The organism is Streptomyces sp. MMCC 100, from assembly GCF_041538145.2.
In the GTDB taxonomy this organism is placed as follows: Bacteria; Actinomycetota; Actinomycetes; order Streptomycetales; family Streptomycetaceae; genus Streptomyces.
In genome coordinates this window covers 3,505,117-3,525,203 of the sequence record NZ_JBGORK020000001.1, presented here as the reverse complement: position 1 = coordinate 3,525,203, position 20,087 = coordinate 3,505,117, and the positions used below count along the sequence as shown (strand labels likewise).

20 protein-coding genes are annotated in these 20,087 nt (G+C 70.1%); 3 read left to right on the top strand and 17 right to left on the bottom strand.

The window, feature by feature from the left end; all coding sequences use genetic code 11:
* Positions 1–10: 10 nt before the first annotated feature.
* The 13 genes from ABS735_RS16390 to ABS735_RS16330 all read right to left on the bottom strand — a co-directional run bounded on the left by ABS735_RS16390 (position 11) and on the right by ABS735_RS16330 (position 11,366).
* Complete coding sequence (locus ABS735_RS16390; protein WP_373905436.1) at positions 11–1,171, bottom strand: LLM class flavin-dependent oxidoreductase; 1,161 nt, start codon at positions 1,169–1,171, stop codon at positions 11–13.
* A 239-nt stretch (positions 1,172–1,410) separates the two neighbouring features.
* Entirely contained in the window at positions 1,411–2,001 is a 591-nt protein-coding gene (locus ABS735_RS16385; protein WP_373905437.1) for a TetR-type transcription factor C-terminal domain-containing protein, read from the bottom strand.
* A 244-nt stretch (positions 2,002–2,245) separates the two neighbouring features.
* Positions 2,246–3,511, bottom strand: coding sequence for an LLM class flavin-dependent oxidoreductase (locus tag ABS735_RS16380; RefSeq protein WP_373905438.1), 1,266 nt, complete (start codon positions 3,509–3,511; stop codon positions 2,246–2,248).
* A 139-nt stretch (positions 3,512–3,650) separates the two neighbouring features.
* Entirely contained in the window at positions 3,651–4,394 is a 744-nt protein-coding gene (locus tag ABS735_RS16375) for an enoyl-CoA hydratase-related protein (RefSeq protein ID WP_373905439.1), read from the bottom strand.
* 71 nt (positions 4,395–4,465) lie between these two features.
* The gene (locus ABS735_RS16370; RefSeq protein WP_373905440.1) at positions 4,466–5,230 is read right to left on the bottom strand and encodes an alpha/beta fold hydrolase; all 765 of its coding nucleotides are present in this window, start codon (positions 5,228–5,230) and stop codon (positions 4,466–4,468) included.
* An 86-nt stretch (positions 5,231–5,316) separates the two neighbouring features.
* A complete protein-coding gene (locus ABS735_RS16365) occupies positions 5,317–6,015 on the bottom strand; it encodes an SDR family oxidoreductase (protein ID WP_373905441.1) in 699 nt (232 codons plus the stop codon).
* Positions 6,012–6,461, bottom strand: coding sequence for a hypothetical protein (locus ABS735_RS16360; protein WP_373905442.1), 450 nt, complete (start codon positions 6,459–6,461; stop codon positions 6,012–6,014). Before ABS735_RS16360 ends, ABS735_RS16365 begins: the two co-directional genes overlap by 4 nt.
* Entirely contained in the window at positions 6,458–6,910 is a 453-nt protein-coding gene (locus ABS735_RS16355; RefSeq protein WP_373905444.1) for a MaoC/PaaZ C-terminal domain-containing protein, read from the bottom strand. The genes ABS735_RS16360 and ABS735_RS16355 overlap by 4 nt, the downstream gene beginning before the upstream one ends.
* Before the next feature lie 13 nt (positions 6,911–6,923).
* Positions 6,924–7,310: a RidA family protein gene (locus tag ABS735_RS16350; protein ID WP_373905445.1), complete on the bottom strand. Its 387-nt coding sequence runs from the start codon at positions 7,308–7,310 to the stop codon at positions 6,924–6,926.
* A gap of 71 nt (positions 7,311–7,381) precedes the next feature.
* Positions 7,382–8,842, bottom strand: coding sequence for a CoA-acylating methylmalonate-semialdehyde dehydrogenase (gene mmsA, locus ABS735_RS16345; protein ID WP_373905446.1), 1,461 nt, complete (start codon positions 8,840–8,842; stop codon positions 7,382–7,384).
* Between the two features lie 413 nt (positions 8,843–9,255).
* Positions 9,256–9,723 (bottom strand): NUDIX domain-containing protein, encoded by a 468-nt coding sequence (locus ABS735_RS16340; RefSeq protein ID WP_373905447.1) that lies wholly within the window; start codon positions 9,721–9,723, stop codon positions 9,256–9,258.
* A gap of 39 nt (positions 9,724–9,762) precedes the next feature.
* Complete coding sequence (locus ABS735_RS16335) at positions 9,763–10,095, bottom strand: RidA family protein (protein WP_373905448.1); 333 nt, start codon at positions 10,093–10,095, stop codon at positions 9,763–9,765.
* 98 nt (positions 10,096–10,193) lie between these two features.
* Positions 10,194–11,366: a flavin reductase gene (locus ABS735_RS16330; protein ID WP_373905449.1), complete on the bottom strand. Its 1,173-nt coding sequence runs from the start codon at positions 11,364–11,366 to the stop codon at positions 10,194–10,196.
* A gap of 200 nt (positions 11,367–11,566) precedes the next feature.
* On the opposite strand from ABS735_RS16330, the gene ABS735_RS16325 reads away from it, so the two are divergent.
* The 3 genes from ABS735_RS16325 to ABS735_RS16315 all read left to right on the top strand — a co-directional run bounded on the left by ABS735_RS16325 (position 11,567) and on the right by ABS735_RS16315 (position 14,929).
* Positions 11,567–11,950, top strand: a complete 384-nt coding sequence (locus ABS735_RS16325; protein ID WP_373905450.1) for a RidA family protein — start codon at positions 11,567–11,569, stop codon at positions 11,948–11,950.
* A gap of 84 nt (positions 11,951–12,034) precedes the next feature.
* Positions 12,035–13,171 carry an LLM class flavin-dependent oxidoreductase gene (locus ABS735_RS16320; RefSeq protein WP_373905451.1) on the top strand — a complete coding sequence of 379 codons (1,137 nt, stop codon included), beginning with the start codon at positions 12,035–12,037 and terminating at the stop codon, positions 13,169–13,171.
* Between the two features lie 135 nt (positions 13,172–13,306).
* The gene (locus tag ABS735_RS16315; RefSeq protein ID WP_373905452.1) at positions 13,307–14,929 is read left to right on the top strand and encodes an AMP-binding protein; all 1,623 of its coding nucleotides are present in this window, start codon (positions 13,307–13,309) and stop codon (positions 14,927–14,929) included.
* A 12-nt stretch (positions 14,930–14,941) separates the two neighbouring features.
* Here ABS735_RS16315 and ABS735_RS16310 read toward each other — a convergent pair whose 3' ends face one another.
* From ABS735_RS16310 to ABS735_RS16295, 4 genes are read right to left on the bottom strand one after another with little or no spacing between them, the layout of a single operon-like run.
* On the bottom strand, positions 14,942–15,715 hold the full coding sequence (locus ABS735_RS16310; RefSeq protein WP_373905453.1) for an SDR family NAD(P)-dependent oxidoreductase: 774 nt from the start codon (positions 15,713–15,715) through the stop codon (positions 14,942–14,944).
* 45 nt (positions 15,716–15,760) lie between these two features.
* Positions 15,761–16,549 carry an SDR family NAD(P)-dependent oxidoreductase gene (locus ABS735_RS16305; protein WP_373905454.1) on the bottom strand — a complete coding sequence of 263 codons (789 nt, stop codon included), beginning with the start codon at positions 16,547–16,549 and terminating at the stop codon, positions 15,761–15,763.
* Positions 16,546–18,483 carry a flavin-containing monooxygenase gene (locus ABS735_RS16300; protein WP_373905455.1) on the bottom strand — a complete coding sequence of 646 codons (1,938 nt, stop codon included), beginning with the start codon at positions 18,481–18,483 and terminating at the stop codon, positions 16,546–16,548. Before ABS735_RS16300 ends, ABS735_RS16305 begins: the two co-directional genes overlap by 4 nt.
* Positions 18,480–20,072, bottom strand: coding sequence for a class I adenylate-forming enzyme family protein (locus tag ABS735_RS16295; protein WP_476755834.1), 1,593 nt, complete (start codon positions 20,070–20,072; stop codon positions 18,480–18,482). The genes ABS735_RS16300 and ABS735_RS16295 overlap by 4 nt, the downstream gene beginning before the upstream one ends.
* Positions 20,073–20,087 lie beyond the last annotated feature (15 nt).

Below are 20,087 nucleotides of genomic sequence, written 5' to 3'. Positions count from 1 at the left end.
GCGGGCGTCGTCACGACTGCGCCCCTGCCGCGAGTGTGGTGGCCTCGGCCCCGTCCCCTGTGGCGGCGGCACCCTCAGCTCCGTGGAGGACCCCCAGGTCGCCCCCGACGTCGTGGGCCCGCAGACGGGGCAGGACCTCGTCGGCGAGCAGTTCGAAGTTGGCCCTGGTGACGTCCGGCGGCATCCCGCCGAACGACGGCGCCAGCAGCACCCCGCCGGCGTCGAGACGCTCGACGTAGCCGAGCAGCCGCTCCACCACCTCGTCCGGGGTTCCCCAGACCTGCAGGTCGGCGAGGAAGTTGCAGAACCCCTCGACCCCGTGCTTCTCGATGTTGCGGCTCAGGCCGGCGTAGTACTCGTAGCCGGGGATCTTCGCGAAGCCCACGTTGTCGAACTCGTAGTGCTCGACCGTGGACCGCGCATAGCGCTGCAGGTACACCTGGCGCATCCGGTCCGCCTCCGCACGGGTCCGTCCGGCGCCGACGAACACGCAGATGACCGGCTTCGGTGCCTCCTGCCCGTTGATCTCGCGGAAGCGCGCCCGGAAGGACCGCAGCTCCTCCTCGACCTTGTCCCAGGGCTTCTGCGCGATCACCATCACGCCGATCCCCAGCTGGGCCATCAGGTCGATCGACTCCGGCGACACCGCCGAGGCGAAGGTCCGGCCGCGGAAGGAGGCGTACGGCTTGGGCCGCAGCGGGACGGACGGCTGCTGGTAGAAGTCGCCGTCGTACTCCATCACGCCCGACTCGAGGGCCTGCACGATCGCCTCGCTGTACTCGCGGAACAGGTCCCGGGACTCCCCCATCTCCAGCCGGAACCCGTCGAACTCCACCCGCCCGAGTCCCCGGCCGACACCCATCACGGCGCGTCCCTGGGACAGGTGGTCCAGCAGGCAGAAGCTCTCCGCCGTGCGGACCGGGTCCTGCCAGGGCAGGACCGACACCATCGTGCCCAGCTTGATCGAGGAGGTCCGGCCGGCCAGCCAGGACAGGAACTGAGGCACCATGGGAGTCATCCCGTACCCCGTGAAGTGGTGTTCCGGCGTCCATACCGAGTCGAAGCCCGCGCCTTCCGCTCGCTCCGCCAGCGCCAGCTCGTCCCGGACCACCTCCTCGTCGGACCGCACACCATCAAGGTTCTGGAACAGCAGCGTCAGACCGGTATGCATCGCGTTCTCGCCCCCTTCGGGCAGCATTCATCAAACCGACCGGTCGGCCTTAGGTACCGACTAGTTGGTATCTTACGTCTGCAACGAGCCCCTGCCAACCACACGGTGGTGGGCATCCTCGAACGGGCCGGGCCGAAGCGGCCCGCGCCCTCACGGCACTTGGGACGGTGAACCCGGCAAACGGGCAGGGCACGCCCGGGCAGGGCCCGGGCGTGCCCCTCAGTCGGCGGCCGACCGCGTCAGTCGCCCTTCCGCAGCCCGTTGACGACCATCTCCGCGTAGGTCCTGCCGATGTCCGTGGGAGAGACCGGACCCTCGGTGTCGAGCCACGAATACGTCCAGGCGCCCATCCCGATGATGCCGAACGCCATGATGCGCGGCGGGCCGACGGGGCGGAAGACACCCTCCTCGATGCCACGTTCGATGACGTCGAGGAAATAGCGCTCGAACTCGTCGCGCTTCTCGCGGATCCCCGCGAAGACCTCCCCGGACAGGTACTTGTGCTCCTGGAGGTAGACGGTGATCTCCGACTTGTAGATCGCCATGGGTTCGAGCAGGGCCTCGACGATCAGCCGGCGAAGGACCTCGTCGGTCGAGAGCTTCGTGTCCGCGACCACCTTGCGGGCGCGGTAGAGCTGGTAGTCGATGAACTGGTCGTGCACCTGGACGAGCAGGTCTTCCTTGGTGTTGAAGTGGTGGTAGAAGGCGCCCTTGGTCAGGTTCGCCCCGTCGATGATGCTCTGCACCGTCGTTCCGGCGTACCCGTGCTTCTCGAAGAGCTGGATGGCGCTGGTCAGAAGTGCCCGGCGGGCGCCCTCCGGGTCGCGCACGACTTTGCGCCTGCCTCGACTCCTGGAAGCCTGGTCCACCACGTCACCTCTCCAAAACCCGAGCGGGCCATGTCCCGTACCGCTCCGTCCAACAGACCAAGGAGTATTTTAGCAGTCGCCCCTCCGCCGAAGCGCGCAGCGGATCGGTACCGGGAAAAACACCGGCCCCGCCGGGTTGGCAGGCTACCGCCCCAGGGAGTCACCTTCCGACCGGTTGGTACCGTAGGTAGTCGAACTGCGAACCTCAGACGCGTATCCGGTTGTAGCCGCGTTCACGCAGGATCGGCAGGACGTGATCGCGCATCTGGCGGACGCCGCGCTGCGGGTCGAAGAAGGAGAGTGCGAACTGGCCCACGCCTGCTTCGTAGAGGGCGATCAGCTGGTCGGCGACGGTCTCGTAGGACCCGAAGAGCTGGTAGGCGCCCATGCCCATCCCCAGGCCCTCGTAGTGCTCCTTGCCGATGCCGAGGTAGGGGTCCCGGGCGACTCCCGAGGAGACTCGCGCGTCACCGACGACCTCGTCGGAGACCGTCCGGGCCTCGCTGTTGAGGATGTGGCCGCTCCGCGTGAGCCAGGTCTCGATCGCCCCCCGGTCGATCTGCCCGCGCATCCACTCCACGGTTTCGAGCGCCTTCGCGTCGGTGTCGTCCATGACCACGTAGCACATCGCGGCGATGCGGACCTGCCGGCCGTGCTCGGCGGCCATGCCGTGGATCCTCGCGGCCTTCTTGCGGTAGCCGTCGACGGTGTTGTCGTCGGCGGTGACGAAGAGCGCGTCGCACTGTCGGGTGGCGTAGTCCAGGCCGATGTCGGACGCCGCCGCGCAGATCAGCAGCGGACGCGGTCGGCTGGTGGCGCGCGGGTTGATCAGGGCGCCGTACAGCTGGAAGTACTCGCCCTCGAAGTCGACGGGTTCGTCCGAGCTCCACAGCAGCTTCAGCGCGGTGGTCATCTCGTCGGCGATCGCGTAACGGATCTCCTGTGACGGCGGTCCCACCAGGCCGAACTGGGCGTAGTCGACCGCGTTCTGACCGGCGACGATGTTGACGCCCAGGCGGCCCCCGGAGATGTGGTCGATGTCGGCGAAGACCTTCGCGAGGAGGAGCGGCGACATGTGGTAGCCGACGTGGACCGTGGAGTAGATGCCGACCCGCTCCGTCACGGCCGCGGACGCGGTGGCGGCGGTGGCGAAGTCCAGACCGGCGTCGTTCCACCCGGTGTCGCCACCGTACCCGCTCCACATGCCGTACTGGAGCTGGCTGTCGAAGCCGGCCTCCTCGATGGCCCGCATGAGCTTCGACGCGGTCGGCCACTTCCAGAAGTCGCGGTGCGACTGGACGTCCGAGAGAACGGCCTTGCTCGCCGAGAGGCCGCTGGAGACGTTCCAGGCGAACAGGGAGAGGTGCAGGTGGTGGTCGACGGTCAGTCGCGGCTGGCCGCCCGGGTCGAAGGGGCCGCGCAGGGTGGGGGCCTTCGTACCCGGTCGGGCACCGGCGGGACGACTGGGCATGGAGTGCGCTCCTTTGATGCGTTGCGATCCGGCCGGCACACGGACCGGTTGGTCGGAGAGGCTGCACGTCCGTGCAGTCTCGGGAGTCTGTCCGCGGCCAGGGGGCCTGGCGCCGCGTCCGACGGCTGACCCCCGGTGGCTACCCCCGGCGCATCGACCACATCTGGGTGGTCCGCTCGAACTGGAGGGCCACGTCCCAGGACATCGGTGTGGCTCCCGTCTCACGGCGGAAGTTGGCCACTGCCGCGCGGGACAGCTCCGGGTCCTTGGCAACGCGCCGGGCCAGCTCCAGCGCGCGTCCGTCCAACTGCTCCGCGTCGACGGCGTCCCAGGCGAGTCCGGCCCGTACGGCCTGTTCTCCGTTGATCTCCTCGCCGAACAGCGCCATCGCGGCCGTCAGCTCCCGCCCGGCGACGCGGTCGAGCAAGGTGAAGTGACCACCACCGGGGTGCAGCCCCCGCTTGAGGAAACCGCTGATCAGCCGGGCGTCCCGGGTGACGATCCGCAGGTCGGCGGCGAGCATGAGGTTCATGCCGGCTCCCACGGCGGGCCCCCGGACGGCCGCGATGGTCGGAACGGTGACCCGGCCCAGTCGCATGAACGTCTCGTAGAGCGTGCCGAGATCCGCGAACGCGGACTCCTCCAGGGGGTCCTGGCCGGCGTCGCTCAGCGTCGACAGGTCGGCACCGGCGCAGAACGCCTTGCCCGCCCCGCGGACCACGAGGGCCCCGATCCCCGGTGTGCGGTCGACTTCCTCCATGGCCTCGACCATCTCGCCGCACATCGGCAGGGTGAGCGCGTTGCGCCGCTCCGGGGCGTCCAGCGTCAGGACGGCCACACCCTCCTGCACCTCCAGCGTGGCCTCGGCTTTCGAACGGGACATTGCATCCTCCTCAGGACGGGCACGGCTCGAGCCGCGCAAGAATACGTGGACGGCGTGGCCGGTGCGCGGCGTCATTGCGCCAGCAGGAAGCGGGTGACCGACGACGCCGTCTGCTCGTAGGCGGTGGCGAAGATGTCGTGCATGCCGGGGACCTCGACGACCGTGTCCAGGTACGGCTCGTAGGCGGCGCGCTGGTCGGGCGTCACGAGCTCGAAGGCGGGGGCGTAGAGCAGCATGGTCGGCATCGTCAGGGTTTCCGGTGCCGGCGCCTGGGCGGCGAACTCGCTGAAGACGGAGACGATCGCGGCCTGGCAGGTCCGGCGCCGCACGCGGCCGTCCGGGAGCTCGTCGAAAGAGGTGGCGGCCTGCGCGAGCTGCTCCGGCGAGATCGCGCCGGTGGCCCCGTGTCCCCTGAGGAACGCCTCCACGGAGTCCCAGACGTCGCCGGTGAGCTCCTCGGTGGCCCGGCGCATCGCCAGCTCCGGGGAGATCCGGATCACGGGCTCCAGCAGCACGGCCCGCTCGACGAGGCCGGGCTCCGCCGCCGCCAGGTCGAGCAGCAGCCTGCCGCCGAAGGAGTAGCCGGCCCAGTGCGCGCGGTCGATGCCGAGCGCCTTGACCGACTCCACGAGGTCGGCGACGTACGTCGCGTGGGTCCACGGCGGCTCCCAGCCCGAGCGGTTGTGCCCGCGCAGGTCGAAGGCGATGACGCGGAAGTGTCTGCCCCACTCCTCCTCGGCCACGCGTTGGAAGGACTCGGCCCGGGAGCCGACCCCGTGGACGAGGATCAGCGGCGGTGCGCACGCGTCGCCCCACTCGTATCGCTCCAGGATCATGGTCTGATGCCCCTCCCCACCGCGGGCGCGGTGATCACTTCCCGTGTCGAAGCACGGTCGACGTCTCGGTCGTGCGGCACCTTCGGTCAGCCGAAGCTGCGGCCTCCGCACACGTAGAGGACCTGGCCGGTGACGTAGCCGGCCTCCTTCGACCCCAGCCAGGCCACCGCCTCGGCGATGTCCTGCGGCTGTCCCGCACGGCTCAGGGGCACTCCGTTCACCACGCGCTCCCGCACATGGGCGGGCATGGCGCCGGTCATCTCCGACTCCACGAACCCCGGTGCCACGGCGTTGACCCGCAGGCGGGGCGCGTGGGCGAGGGCGAAGGCGCGGGTGCAGCCGACCACCCCCGTCTTGGAGACCGCGTAGTTGAACTGGCCCACGTTGCCCAACTGCGCCCGCGAACTGAGGTTGACGACCGAACCACCGTCGACGATGCGGCTCGCGAGGGCCTCGGTCAGCGCGTACGTCCCGCCGAGGTTGACCCGCACCACGGCACGGAAGTCGGCCTCCTCCATCTTGTGGATGAGCGCGTCGCGCGTGATGCCGGCGTTGTTCACGAGCAGGGCCGGCGCCTCGGACGCGCCGTCCACCGCCGCGACGATCGCCGCGATCCCCTCGGGCTCCGTGACGTCCGCCCGGACGGCGGCCGCACCGAGCCGCGCCGCCGTCTCGTGGACGGCCGGGCTCATGTCCACGAGAAGAAGACTGTGCCGGGTGGCGAGCCTTTCGGCGACGGCGCGTCCGATACCCCGCGCGGCTCCGGTGACTACGGCGAGACTCACGGCAGCATCGCTCCCAGGTGTTCGCGGCCGAGCACGACGACCTGACCGGCTGCGGCTCTGGTGGTGAGGGCGAACGCCACCGCCTCGGCGACCCTGCCGGGCGGCTCGTCGCCGTCGACGCCGATGACGCTGGCGTAGCGGCCCCGCCGCTGCCCCTCGAAGGCGAGCGCGCGGGCGCCGCCGACCAGTCCGGCGGCGACCGCGGAGTCGAGCGGGCCGGACCGGCCCAGGACTGTCGCCGAGCGCAGCAGGTAGACCACCGGTGCCTCGGCGGCCATCGCCGCACGGCTGAGCAGGAAGGCCTCGGTCAGCTCGTCCTCGGCCTGTCGCCAGTCCTCGAGGCCGCGCGCGGGTGCGAACACGAGGCCGTCCCGGATGTCACCGTCCGGGCCGCCGATGTGCCCGAGCGCGTCGTGGTCCGCCGGGTCCCCGATGCGCACCCTCATGCCGCACCGCGTCGCTTGAGCATCGTGATCATTTCTCCTGTCTGTACGACGTCGCCCTTCTGGTTCACGACGTCGACCCGCTGGACCATGACCCCCCGGTCGGGCTTGGAGGTCTCCCGCAGCCCGGTGATCTCGTTCATCGCGTGGACGGTGTCGCCGATGAACACGGGGGCGGCGAAGCGCCATCCTCGGATCTCGGCGAAGGCGATGATCGACTCGTCGAAGATGCCGAGCTGGGCGCGCAGTCCGGTGACGATCGAGAGCACCAGCGCGCCGTGCGCGATGCGCTCGCCGAAGCCGCTGTCGCGCATCCGCTCGGCGTTCACGTGCAGTTCGTTGAAGTCGCCCGAGACACCGGCGAAGTTGACGACGTCGGTCTCGGTGACGGTGCGCGCGGCGGTGCGGAACCGCATGCCGACGCGTGCGTCGTCGAACCAGATGGAGTCCATGCCGACCGGGTCCCTACGGCGCGACGGCGACGGCGTCGAGCTCCACGCGACAGCCGCAGGCTATGCCCACGACCTGGGTGATGCGGACGGCCTGGGTGTCGATGGCCGCGAAGATCTGGTCGTAGGTCTGCCAGAACTCGGCGCGGTCCTCGTCACGGGTGAGATAGCAGTTGATCTTGACGATGTCCTTGAGACCGCAGCCGGCCTCCTTGAGGACGCCCTCGAGCTGCTCCAGGCAGATGCGCGTCTCGTCGGCGACGGTGACGGCGGCGGCGTCACGCCGCATGGTCTGGCCGTCCAGGGCCATCGCGGCCGCGAAGACCATGTTGCCGGCGACGGCGCCCGACGACAGGCCGTACTTCGACGGGTCGGAGCCCGCCTCGTTGATGAACCGGTTCATGAGACCTTCCTGGGGAACGGGGCCACCGGGTGGCCCGTCGACGGTGCGAAGGGCGTGGGCCGCCGGGGCTGTCACCAGCGGGAGACGACGAGCTTGGCCTCGGTGTAGAAACGCAGCGGGGCGTCACCGCAGATGTGGGTCTCACCGAAGAAGGAGTCGCCGAGGCCGCCCATGGGGAAGTTCGCCGGCGGGGCCGGGAAGGAGTTGACGCCGATGTTGCCGGAACGGACGTGCTTGGTGAACGCGCGCGCGGTGGATCCGGAGCGGGTGTAGATCGTCGCCGCGTTTCCGAAGGGGGTGTCGTTGGAGATCGCGATCGCGTCCTGAAGGGATGCCGTCCGGTGCACGGCGATGACCGGGCCGAAGGTCTCCTCCTGCTCGACCTGGTCGGTGTGACTGAGGCCGGTGAGAACGGTGGGGCCGAAGAAGTAGCCGTCGGCCGATGCCGAGGGGCCCTGGGGAGCAGCGCCGCGGCCGTCGCGTACGGCTGTCGCACCGGCGACGAGCGCGCGCTCGACCAGGTCTTCGAGCCGCTGCCGCGCAGCGCCGCTGACCACCGGGCCGAGGGTGGTGCCGGTGTCGAACCCGCTGCCCATCACCAGCTTGTCGCTCAGGGCGGCGACCTTCTCCACGAGCTGGTCGTAGACCTCGTCGACCGCGACGACGCGGGTGCCGGCGAGGCAGCGCTGGCCGGCCATGCCGAAGGCGGAGGCGACGATGCCCTCGGCCGCCAGGTCGAGGTCGGCGTCCGCGGCGACGACGATGGGGTTCTTGGCGCCGCCGTTGGCCTGCACGCGCTTGCCCAGCGCCGAGGCCCGCTCGTACACGGCCTTCGCGACCGGCGAGGACGTGATGCAGGAGACCGCCACGACCTCCGGATGGTCGATGAGACGCTGTGCGACGTCCGCCCGGCCGTGAACGAGGTTGAGTACCCCCTCCGGCAGGCCCGCCTGCTGCAGCAGCCGGATCACCGCGGTCGAGGCCAGCGGGTCCTGCTCGGACGGCTTGACGACCAGCGTGTTGCCGGTGACCAGCGCCCAGGCGGAGAACTGACTGGGGTTCATCACCGGGAAGTTGAACGGGGTGATCGCGACGCAGACACCCAGCGGCTCGCGCACCTGGTGCGCGTCGATGCCGCCGGCGATGTTGCCGGCCTTCGTGTGGTACAGCATCGGCGCGGCGATCGCGGTCTCGATGAACTCGCCTGCCCGCAGCACCTCCCCACGGGCCTCGTCGAGGGTCTTGCCCTGGTCCAGCGTGATGGTGCGGGCCAGGTCCTCGGCGTTGTCGGCGAGTTGCTGGCGCATCCGGTAGAGGTACTGCACGCGCCGCTGCAGCGACATCTCGCTCCAGCCGCCGAAGGCCGCGGACGCGGCGGCGACCGCGGCGTCGACCTCGTCCGGGGTGGCCGCGATCAGCTCGGCGACCTGCTCTCCCCGGGACGGGTCGTGGACGGCGATCCCGTCCGTGCCGGAACCGGTCTGCCATTCGCCGTTGATCAGGTGCTGCGGCGACTTCACGGTGTCGGACATGTTCTTGTGGTCCCTTTCTCTGCGGGCAGGGGGGACGGCGTGCTCGGTCCGTGCCCCGGCGTTTCGTGGATCATTCGGCGGCGCCCGGGGCGCTGCCGGCGCAGGTGACGCCGAGGTCCCCGCCGACGTCGTGGGCCTTGAGGGCCGGCCATGTCGACCCGGAAGCCCTCGAACTCGACGCGGCCCGGTCCCGGCCCCCGCGCGGCGTACCGCAGTCCGTTCCGGTGGACGTCCGCGTCCTTCCGCGCGCGTCCGAGGTTCTGGGAGATCAGCGTGAGCCCGGTATGCATGCCTGCCTCAGCTCGTCGTCCGGGGGACGAGCCGGCCTGCGACTCATTCCGACCGGTTGGTCTGTTGGGACCTTAGCGAGTGCCCTGTTCCGTGGCAAGCCTCGCGATGACGTGCTCCGCATCTCAGGATCGGTCCGCCTCCCGCACCTCCGGCACCTCCCGCACCTCTCGCATCGACGACAGCACGGCACCGAGCCAGGCGACCCGGCCGTCCACGCTCGCCAGCGACCCCGGAGCCACCCACTGGTACGCGTCGTGCTCCCAGTTGAGCCGCAGCCGATGGCACTCCGTCTCGGCCCAGAAGGTGTGGACCGTCCACACCAACTCCGCGCGGTCCGGCAGCGACAGGACGGGGCCGGCGCTGAGCCCGACCAGATCCGCGACGCCGAGCCCGGTCTCCTCGTACAGTTCACGCACCGCGTCGAGCAGCGGCGAGTCCGACTCCATGAATCCGGTGACGCAGTGCCAGCGCCCTCGTTCCGAGCCCACCAGCGCGCTGCGCCGCAACAGGGCGATACGCCCACGTCGGCCGAGCACGACCGCGACCACCGCACGCCCGGGCGGCCGCCGTGCCGGAACAACCATCGCCATCAACTCCTCCCCGGACCCGCCGACCCGCGGCTCTCCCGCTCAGCTCGCGGCGACGACTTCCACCTGGACACGGCAGTTGCCGGCGATGCCGAGGACGAGCGTGCCACTCACCGGGTACGGACCGGGGGCGAACACGGCCTCGTACGCCTCGACGAACTCCTCCAGGTGCGACGCGTCGCTGAGGTAGCACGTCGTCTTGACCACGTCGCGAAGCGTCAAGCCGCTCTGGGCGAGCCGGGCCGCGATGCGCTCGAACACCACACGCGTCTCATCGGCGATCGTGTCGGCCTCCGGCACGAGCTTCATCGTGGCCACGTCGATGGCGAGGCTCGAGGCGTAGACGAACGGGCTCTTGGCGACAGCAGTGCTCAACGGGATCTCTCCTTCGGTTCGGACGCGTGCGGGGCGCTTCCCTCGGCACGCGGAGGTACGGCGACCGCGGGGCAGGGGCGGCAGGGTCGGGCGCGGGTTCAGGCGCCCACCGGCCCGTGCCCGCGCCCGTGCAGAGAGGCTGCCGCCTGCCTGCCCGCCTCGCGGACTCGGTCGATGTAGGCGTCGATCCCGCCGTTGGCGTCGGGCTTCGAGAAGCCGTACAGCGTGAACGCGAGGTCGGCCTCACCGGTGCTGCCGGGAACGGGTACGGCGATCACCCGGATGCTCCGCTTGGCGTCGGGTGACAGATCGGCCGGATCGTAGTTGAGCCGCGTGACCAGGGAACGCAGGTCCTCGGTCCTCATCGAACGTGGATCGGCCGCCAGGCGGTCCAGGGCACTGGCGAACTCGCGCTGCGCCTCGTTGAGCAGGCCCACCGAGTAACCGCGCTCCCGGACCCGGTCGAGCCGCCGCCGGTGCTCGTCGCGATCGGTGTCCTCGGGCAGCGTCTTCAGCCACGCCTCGACACGCCCCTCGTCGTACGACGCGGCGAGCGCCGAGCCGTTGGGCGGCGCGAACGGAAGACGTACGCCCACCAGCGTCGCCCGCGCGCCCGCGTCGGGGCTGCCGGAACTCGCCAGGACGACGAGTTCGTCGTCGACGACCGCGGTCGCGATGCAGCGCGCCGAGAGGTCCGCGGCGAGACTCTCCATGGCCGGGCGCACCAGATCCACCTTGCGCAGTTGCTCGGTCAGCGCTCCCCGGCGGCCGGGGGCGGCCAGCGACAGCGGGGCGAAGCGGCCGTAGCCGCCCTGGAAGAACAGCAGCGGCAGCTGGGGGTCCTCGACGTCGAGCTCCCGCACCCGGCCGAGCACGATGTAGTGGTCGCCGGCCTCCTGGACCGACTCGAGGTCGCAGTCGATCCACGCGACGACGCCCTCGATGACGGGCGATCCGGAGCCGGCCGCGCGGACGGCGACGCCCTGGAACTTGTCCTCGGCCTTCGAGGCGAACTGCCGGCACAGGTGCTCCTGGTCGGCGCTGAGGATGTTCACACAGAAACGTCCGGCGCTCTCGATCTTGGGCCAGCTCGTCGACCCCTTGTCGGGGAAGAACGCCACGAGTGGCGGATCGAGCGACACCGAGGTGAAGGACCCCACCACGAAGCCCGCACGCGAGCCGTCCGCCTGCACCGCCGTGACCACACAGACTCCGGTCGGGTACTGCCCGAGCACCTCACGGAACCACCGTGAGTCGGAGGGTTCGCGCATTGCCATCTCCCCTGTCCGTACGTACCGACGAGTTGGTATGCTAAACCCCCTTCGAGATGCGGGGCAATAGCCCGAGTACGGCCCATCAGCAGCGCTTTCTAGCCCGATGCGACCGACTCTCCGTCCCATTGACTATCAGACCGACCGGTCTCTAGTCTGCAGGCCGACGAGACCGACCCTGCCATCGACCGAGGAGGGCCATGCCTACCTTCATCAGCGCCGAGTCCCAGAACGAGACGCACCCGCGTCGCGTGTCCGGCGTCACCGTGGGGGACTTCACCCTTGCCGTGGTATCGGCCCTCGACCCGGCGACGGGTCGGCGCGCCGCTTCGGCCGTCACGATCCGCGACGAGATCCACCACTGCTTCGCCTCCCTCGACGAGGTTCTGCACCGGGCCGGCCTCACCCGCTCCGATCTGCTCAAGACGACCTGCTGGGTGAGCGACGACGCGTACCGGGCCGAGTTCATCGAGGCGTACCTGGCCGAATGCGTGCCGGGCGTGTACCCCGAGCGCGTCACGCTGCGGGCCGGGGTCCCCGGCGACTGCCGCGTCGTGATCGAAGCGGTCGCGGCCAGGTCGTAGGCGGGTCCCGGGCCCGCGGCGACAACCCAACCACCGCAAGCGCGGCGACCGGCACGGACGCGTTCGCCACGAGGGAGAAGCTTCGTGAGAGTCGACATCCTGCACTCGTTCTCCAACAAAGGAAACGTCCGGCCCTGGCGGGACGTGCTGAACCAGGCCCGGCGCCGGATCAAGCTCGCGGACGAGCTGGGCATCGACGGTTTCTGGCTCGGTGAGCACCACTTCGACCACGCCGGGATCGACCAGTCGCCCAACCCCGCGATGCTCATGGCGGACCTGGCCGGCCGGACCTCGCGGATCCGCATCGGCATAGCCGCGATCATCCTGCCTCTGTGGCACCCGCTTCGGCTGGCCGAGGATCTCGCGATGCTCGACCACATGACCGACGGCCGCCTCGACGTCGCGCTGAGCCGCGGCATCCTGCAGGCCGAGATCATCAATCTCAACGCGGAGGCCGACCGGGCCGACGACGAGCGCAGCAAGGAGATCTTCGCCGAACGCCTCGACATGCTGCGGGCGGCGTGGTCGCGGGATCCGTTCTCCTGGACCAGCGAGCGGTTCCGGATCCCGCATCCCGAGACCAAGTGGCCCGGGGCAGGCGAGATGTACACCGATGACGACGGCCGCGTCACCGGTCTCAGCATCGTGCCCCGGCCCGCCCAGCCCGGCGGCCCGCCTCTGTTCAGCGTCACCGACACCGTCGGTGGCTTCGTCGACGCGGCGCGCCAAGGCCTGAACGTGATCACCTGGTTCCCCACCGGGCGGGTGCTCGACGGTCGCAACGCCGCCTACCAGGAGGAGCTGGACCGCGCGGAGCAGCCGAACCCGGCTCTCGCCCGCTCGTCCGCGATCCTGCGGGGCTGTCTGGTCGCCCCGACCGACTCCGAGGCCCGGGAGCTGACCGAAGCCCAGATCGACGAGAACGTCGCCTTCATCGACAGGGTGCGCGGCCGCCAGGTCTGGCTCGACCAGGGCGAGGACCCCGACGATCCGGGCGTCCGCGAGCAGCAGCCCTTCGATCTGCTCTTCGAGCGCGACCATCTGCTCATCGGCTCCCCCGACACCGTCGCGGACAAGATGATCCAGATCGCTCGCCACCGGAACGTCGAACACTGGTTGCTCTCCCCTTACCGGGACGAGGAGGACGTCCACGTCGACCGGTCCCTGCGGCTGCTGGCCACCGACGTGCTGCCGAAGGTGCGTGCGGCACTCGGCCGGTGAAGAGCCCCGCCCCGAGGTCTCGTCACAGCACGCGTTCCGTGATCTCCTACCCGGCACGCGGGAAGGGGCAGGTGATGCCTTCCCGCGTGCCGGGTCACCGGTTCTTCCCTCCTTCCACTGCCGAACGGAGCCGAAGTGCGACACGACCAGGAGTACGCGAGCATCCCGAACGCCATCCGTCGCGCCGCCGACCGTTTCGGCGACGCGGCGGCCGTCATCGACGGCACCCACCGATGGAGCTTCCGGGAACTCGCGGAGCGCATGACCCGCGCGGTACGCGCCGCGCTCGCCCTGGGCATAGGGCCCGGCGACCGGGTGGGCCTCTGCGCGCCGAACTCGGCCGAGTGGATCGTCGCCGCGCTCGGCGTGCAGGGCGCCGGGGGCATCGTGGTACCGCTCAACACCCGGTTCAAGCCGGCCGAACTCGCCTACGTCCTGCGGGCGTCGGCGGCCAAGGCCCTCTTCGCGGCGGACTTCCTCGGCACCGACTACGTCGCGGAACTGCGCCGGGCCGCGCCGGACGTGCCCGCGCTGCACTCCACGATCTCGCTGACCGGTCCGCGCGGTTCGGCGGATCGCACATGGAGCGACTTCCTCGACGCCGGTCGTGCCGTCACCGAGTCGGAGGCACACGCCGCGATCGACCGGCTGACCCCGGACCGCGTGTGCGACATCATGTTCACCTCCGGCACGACCGGCCACCCCAAGGGCGTGATGCTGACCCACGGTCAGTCCCTGCGGCTGTACGGCTGGCTGGGGCACGCCTACGGTTACGAGCGCTCCGACGTCTCGCTGATCGTCCCGCCGTTCTTCCACTGCTTCGGTTCCAAGGCCGGCTGGCTCACCTCCCTGCTGCACGGCGTCGCGGTCGTCCCCCTGCCGCTCTTCGAGCCCGGTCGGACCCTGGAACTCGTCGGCGAGGAGAAGGTCACCGTCCTGTCCGGTCCTCCGACTCTCTTCCAGGACCTCATCGACTGCCCTGAACGCTCCCACCACGACCTCTCGTCCCTGCGCTTCGCCATGACGGGGGCCACCACCGTCCCCGAGTCCCTCATCCACGCCATGCGCGACGAGCTCTCCCTGGAGGTGGTCATGTGTGCCTACGGTCTCACCGAGGCGTCGGCACTGGTGACCACCACCCGGATCGGCGACGGAGTGGGCACGGTGTCCCGCACCACCGGCCGCGCGATACCCGGCGTAGCGGTCCGGATCGTCGACCCCGCGGGCCGGGAGCTGCCGCCCGGACGGCCCGGCGAGGTGGTGATGCGCGGTTACACGATGACGCGCGGCTACTGGGAGGATCCGGACGCCACGAGGGCGCTGATCGACGAGGACGGCTGGCTGCACACCGGTGACGTGGGCTGCCTGGACATGGACGGCAACCTGTCGATCATCGACCGCATCAAGGACATGTACATATCCGGTGGGTTCAACGTCTACCCCACGGAAGTCGAGAGACTGCTGCAGCGCTGCACGTCCGTGGAGCAGGTCTCGGTCGTCGGCGTCCCCGACCCGCGCCTGGGCGAGGTGGGGTGCGCGTTCGTCGTCCCGAGGCCAGGCGACCGCTTGACGGAGGAACAGGTCATCGCCTGGGCACGCGACAACATGGCGAACTTCAAAGTGCCCCGGCACGTCCGCCTCGTCGAGCAGTTGCCGCGCAATGCGAGCCACAAGGTGCTCAAGCACCGGTTGCGGGCCGAGTTCACCGGTCCGCTCGCTTCCGCCCGCAGCTCTGCCGCAGGCTCGCGCGAGGGATAGGCGGCGGCGTCCTCATCCGCTCGCCGCCCCGACACTGTGATAGCCGGCCGTCCACCCGCCGTCGGCCGGCACGACCGCACCGTTGATGAAATCGGACTCCCCGCCGGCCAGGAAGACCACGGGCGCCGCGATGTCCTCGGGTTGGCCCCAGCGCCCCATCGGTGTGACCTGGACCAGGGTTTCGGTCAGGGCCCCGTCCTGGAAGAAGCCGCGGGCCATTGGCGTCTCCACGACGCCGGGGGCGACGGCGTTGCACCAGATGCCCCGGCCGCCGAACTCGACGGCGACACTGCGGGTGAGCATGGCCAGGCCCGCTTTGGACGCCCCGTAGGCCGCCCGGCCCCGGACGGCGGTGAGACCGGCCAGCGAGGCGACGTTGATGATCTTTCCCCGGCCTTGCGCGACCATGCCGGGGAGCGCGGCGTGGACGAGCACGAACGGCGCCACCAGGTTGATGTCGAGGGTGCGGCGCCATTCCGCCGGGGTGAGATCGAGGATGTCGGTCACCTGACGGACACCGGCGTTGTTGACCAGGATGTCCAGTGCACCGAAGTGGTCGCGCACCCGCCGGGGCAGGTCCGTGGCCTGTTCGTCGTCGCTCAGGTCGACGACGAACGCGGCCGCCCGTTCGCCGCCCAGTTCCTCGACGGCGCGGTCGAGGCCGTCGGCATCGACGTCGGCCAGGGCGACCCGGGCGCCGGCGTCGAGCAGGGCCCGGCAGACGGCCAGGCCGATGCCGCCGGCCGCTCCGGTCACCACCGCCACGTCATTGTCGAAGGTCGTCATGTCGTTGTCTCCGTTCTCGTCGTGACGTTGGCCGGTGCGTGGTCGCTAGCAGGCGACACGGAGCACCTGTCCCGTCATGTGCCGGCTGTCGGGGGAACCGAGGAAGAGCACCACGTCCGCGACCTCCTCAGGCTCACCGTCGCGGCCCATCGGTCGACGCGCGCGGTACGCCTCGACGTACTCCCCCGCGACGCCGTTGGTGAGATGTTCGTTCCAGATCAGCCCCGGCATCACCGCGTTCGCACGGATCCCGTGTCGCGCGCCCTCCGCGGCGAGTGCACGGGTCAGGCCGAGCACCCCGCCCTTGGCCGCCGCGTAGGCGACCTCACCGAAGGGCACCGGTGCCTCGGCGGCGAGCGAGGACACGTTGACGACCGCCGGCGCCGAGGACCGCTCGAGCAGCGGCCACGCGGCGCGGGCGTGCAGGAAGTGCGAGGTGAGGGAGGCCGAGAGTACGGCGTTCCAACTGTCCAGCGGTGTGTCGGGGAAGGCACTGAGCCGATTGAGACCGACGCTGTTGACCAGCAGGTCCAGGCGCCCGAACTCGGAGCGGACGTCGTCGAAGACGGCCGCCACGGCTTGTTCGTCGCCCGCGTCGGCCACCCGCGCCAGTATCCGGCTGTCGGGGAAGGCCGCCGTCAGGTCGGCCTCGAGCCGCTCCAGCCGGCGGGCACTCACGTCGGTCACGGCGACGTCCGCCCCCTCACGCAACAGGGCCCGGGCCACCGCCTGTCCGATGCCCGCGCCGGCGGCGGCATTGACGAAGGCGTACCGACCGGTGAACCTCCTGGCCTCCGTGGTCGAGCTTGCCGACGCCGGGGACTGGGTGCTCATGATGCCAACTCCTCACTGTCGTCTTCGGGAAGGGCGAACATGTACTGCGACGGGTCCGCCTCACGGGTCATCGCCCACCAGTCGACGACCCGCCAGGGGTTGGCCACCACCACCCGGCCGTGCGAGTTCCGGTAGTAGGTGGAGAAACCGGGCGCGGTCCAGATCATCTGTTCGTGTGCGGCGTCGACCTCTGCGTTGTAGCGGTCGCAGACCTCCGGCCGGCACTCGGCCGACGTCGCGCCCGTCCGGAACATCTCCGCGAGCAGGCTCCGCACGTACCGCATCTGGCACTCCAGGTAGAACACGAGACTGCCGCCGTGTCCGGCCTGGGTGTTGGGTCCGTAGAGACAGAACATGTTGGGGAAGCCCGGGACGGTCGTGCCCAGGTGAGCGCGCGCGTCGTCACCGTGCCAGGCGTCCTCCAGCGTCCGGCCGTCACGGCCGGTCAGCTCGATGGACGACAGGAACCTCACCACGTCGAAGCCGGTGGCGTAGACGAGGACGTCGAGGTCGATCTCGCGTCCCGACGCGAGCCGGACGCCCGCGCCGGTCACCTCGGCGATCCCGTCCGTGACGAGGTCGACGTCGTCCCGGCGCAGCGTCCGGTACCACCCGTTGTCGAGCAGGATGCGCTTGCCGAAGGGCGGGTAGGTCGGGGTGACCTTCTCCACCAGGTCGGGGCGTCCTTCGAGCTCGGACTCGATGTAGCGGGTGAAGAACCGTCGGTGGCCGTCGTTGATCGCATTGATGGCCCGCTCCTGGTGCCCCCAGGAGGGGTCCTTGCGAAAGGACTCGTAGAGCGTGTCGTTGAGGACCCACGCCAGCCGCTGCCGGTACCACGAGCGGTACAACGGAACCTCCCGCAGCAGGAAGCGGACCGGCTCCGGCACCGGTGTGCGGAACTTCTCGAACGGTGCCACCCAGTGGGCCGATCGCTGAAAGACCGTCAGGAAGGCCGTCTCCTCGGCGATCGCCGGAACGACCTGCATGGCGCTCGCCCCGTTGCCGATGACGCCGACCCGCTTGCCGGTCAGGTCGAGCCCCTCCGGCCAGGTGGCCGTGTGGCAGGTCTCGCCCTCGAACCTGTCCTGCCCGGGGAGGTCGGGGAACTTCGGCTTGCCGAACGCACCGACGGCGCTGATCAGGATGTTGACCCGCAGCACTTCCGTACGCCCGTCGGGGCCGGCGACCGTGACCGACCACCGCTGGTCCGCCTCGTCCCAGTGCGCCGAACGCACCTCGCTCCTGAACCGCACCTGCCCGAGCACGTCCCACTGCCGGGCCACATCCTCGAGGTAGGCATGGAGCTCGTCGCGGCTCGCGTAGTAGTGGGGCCAGTCGGCGTTCACCGTGGCGAAGGAGTACAGATGGCTCGGTACGTCCACGCCGCAACCGGGATAGCGGTTGTGCCACCAGGTACCGCCCACCCGCTCCCCACGCTCCATGACGGTGCACGCGACACCCGCCTCACGCAGGTGGTGGGCGGCCAGCAGGCCGGAGATGCCCGCCCCGACCACGACGGCGGAGAATCCCGTCGGCGCGGGGACATCGACGGTCGGTGTCCGGCCGCCGAGTGCCGACTCCAGGTCTTCGGCGATCATCGGTCCGTACTCGGCGGGAATCGCCTCGCCCATGGCCACGGCCAGCATGCGCGTCAGCAGCTGCGGGTCCGGGTCGGAAAGGGCGACCGGTACGCCGTCGTGCCAGCCGCAGATCGCCTCCGCCGCCGCCTTGCGGATTTCCTCCTGCACGTCGGGCGGCAGCCCGCCGCTGTCGTTCTCGCTGAGGCCCTTGCCCCGGGTGGGGCGGTACGGGTCCTCGAGCCAGCGCAGGTCGCCGGTCAGTTGCACGAGCACCATCAGCAAGGTGGGTACGTTCGCGTCCCGCACGGCCTCGCGGACCATGCGCTCGTAGGACTCGGGGGGCGTGATCATCCGTTGACCTTCCGCTCGCGGCCGCTCCAGAACCGGTCCTGGACCACGCGGCGCATCACCTTGCCGGTGCTGGTCTTGGGCAGCTCGTCGGCGAACTCGATGCTGCGCGGCCGTTTGTAGGCCGCGATCGACTCCAGGCAGACCCGCTCGATGTCGTCCCCCGTGATCCGTCCCCCCTCGCGCACGACGATCACGGCATGGACGCTCTCGCCCCACCGGTCGTCGGGAATGCCCACGACCACCACTTCGGCGACGTCCGGCAGTGCGTAGATGGCGTTCTCGACTTCGATGGGATACACGTTGAAGCCGCCCGAGACGATCATGTCCTTCTTGCGGTCGACGACATGCAGGAAGCCGTCCGTCATCCGGCCCACGTCACCGGTGGCGACCCAGCCCCCGTCGAGGAGCACCGCGGCCGTCTCCTCCGGCAGGTTCCAGTAGCCCGCCATCCGGGCGTCGCCCCGTAGTTGGATCTCTCCCTCTTCCCCCTCCGCGGCAAGGTTGCCCTCGGCGGTCACCAGCCTCACTTCGGCATACGGATTGACCCGGCCCGCCGATCCGAGGCATTCGGGGAGGGGTTCGTGGGGATCGAAGAGATGATCCTGTTTGGGCAGGTAAGACGTGAAGGGCATCTCGGTGAGGCCGTACGACTGGAGGAACACCGGGCCGAGGACGTTGATGGCCCGGGCGAGCCGGTCCGGTGCGATCGGGGAGCCTCCGCAGATGACGGTGTGCACGCCCGAGGCGTCGTGGTCGCCCTTCTCGAGAGCGGGGACCAGCATGTTGATCATCGTCGGCACCAGGGGCAGGACGGTGGCCCGGTGTCGCTCGACCACGGTGAGGTAGTCGTCGACGTCGAAGCGGCCGAGCGCGATGTGGCGGGCCCCCCGGAAGAAGTAGGCCAGCATGGCGTATCCGCTCAGATGCGTGAGCGGAGCCACGTGTACGACCACGTCCGAGGTGCTCGCCCCGGGCAGTTCGACCAGCATGTTCCGCACGACGGAGGCCAGGCTTCGATGGGTGTGGACGACGCCCTTGGGCCGCCCGCTGGTGCCCGAGGTGTACGGAATCCACGCCACGTCGTCGGGCGTGACCTGGATCGGCGCGGCCTCGGGCCCGGTCAACAGGGTTCCGAAGTCGACCGCACCGGCGCGAACGCCCTCGTCCAGGCCGACCAGCACCACGTCCACGCCTTCGGCCTCCAGGGCGTCGGCGGCGTCATTCCGCTCCCGGTCGAAGACGACGACCCGCGCACCCGCGTCCCGCACGATGTCGACGATCTCGCGCGGATGCAGTCGGTAGCTCAGCGCCACACGCGCGTAGCCGCCGATGGCGAGGGCGTGGTCCAGGGTGAAACACTCCGACCGGTTCTTGGTGAGCAGGACGATCCGGTCACCCTTGGCCGCGCCGAGTCTGCGCAGACCGGTGACGAGTCGCCGTGCCGCGGCGCCGAGTTCGCCGTACGTCGTGACCTCACCCGTAGGTTCCACCACGGCCGGGAGGTCACGGAACTCCTCGTGCCCGCGCCGCAGGATCGAGGCCACGGTCGGGCCGGGCTCCGGTCCCTCGGTGGTGGGACGAACTGTCATGTGCATCAGATGAGC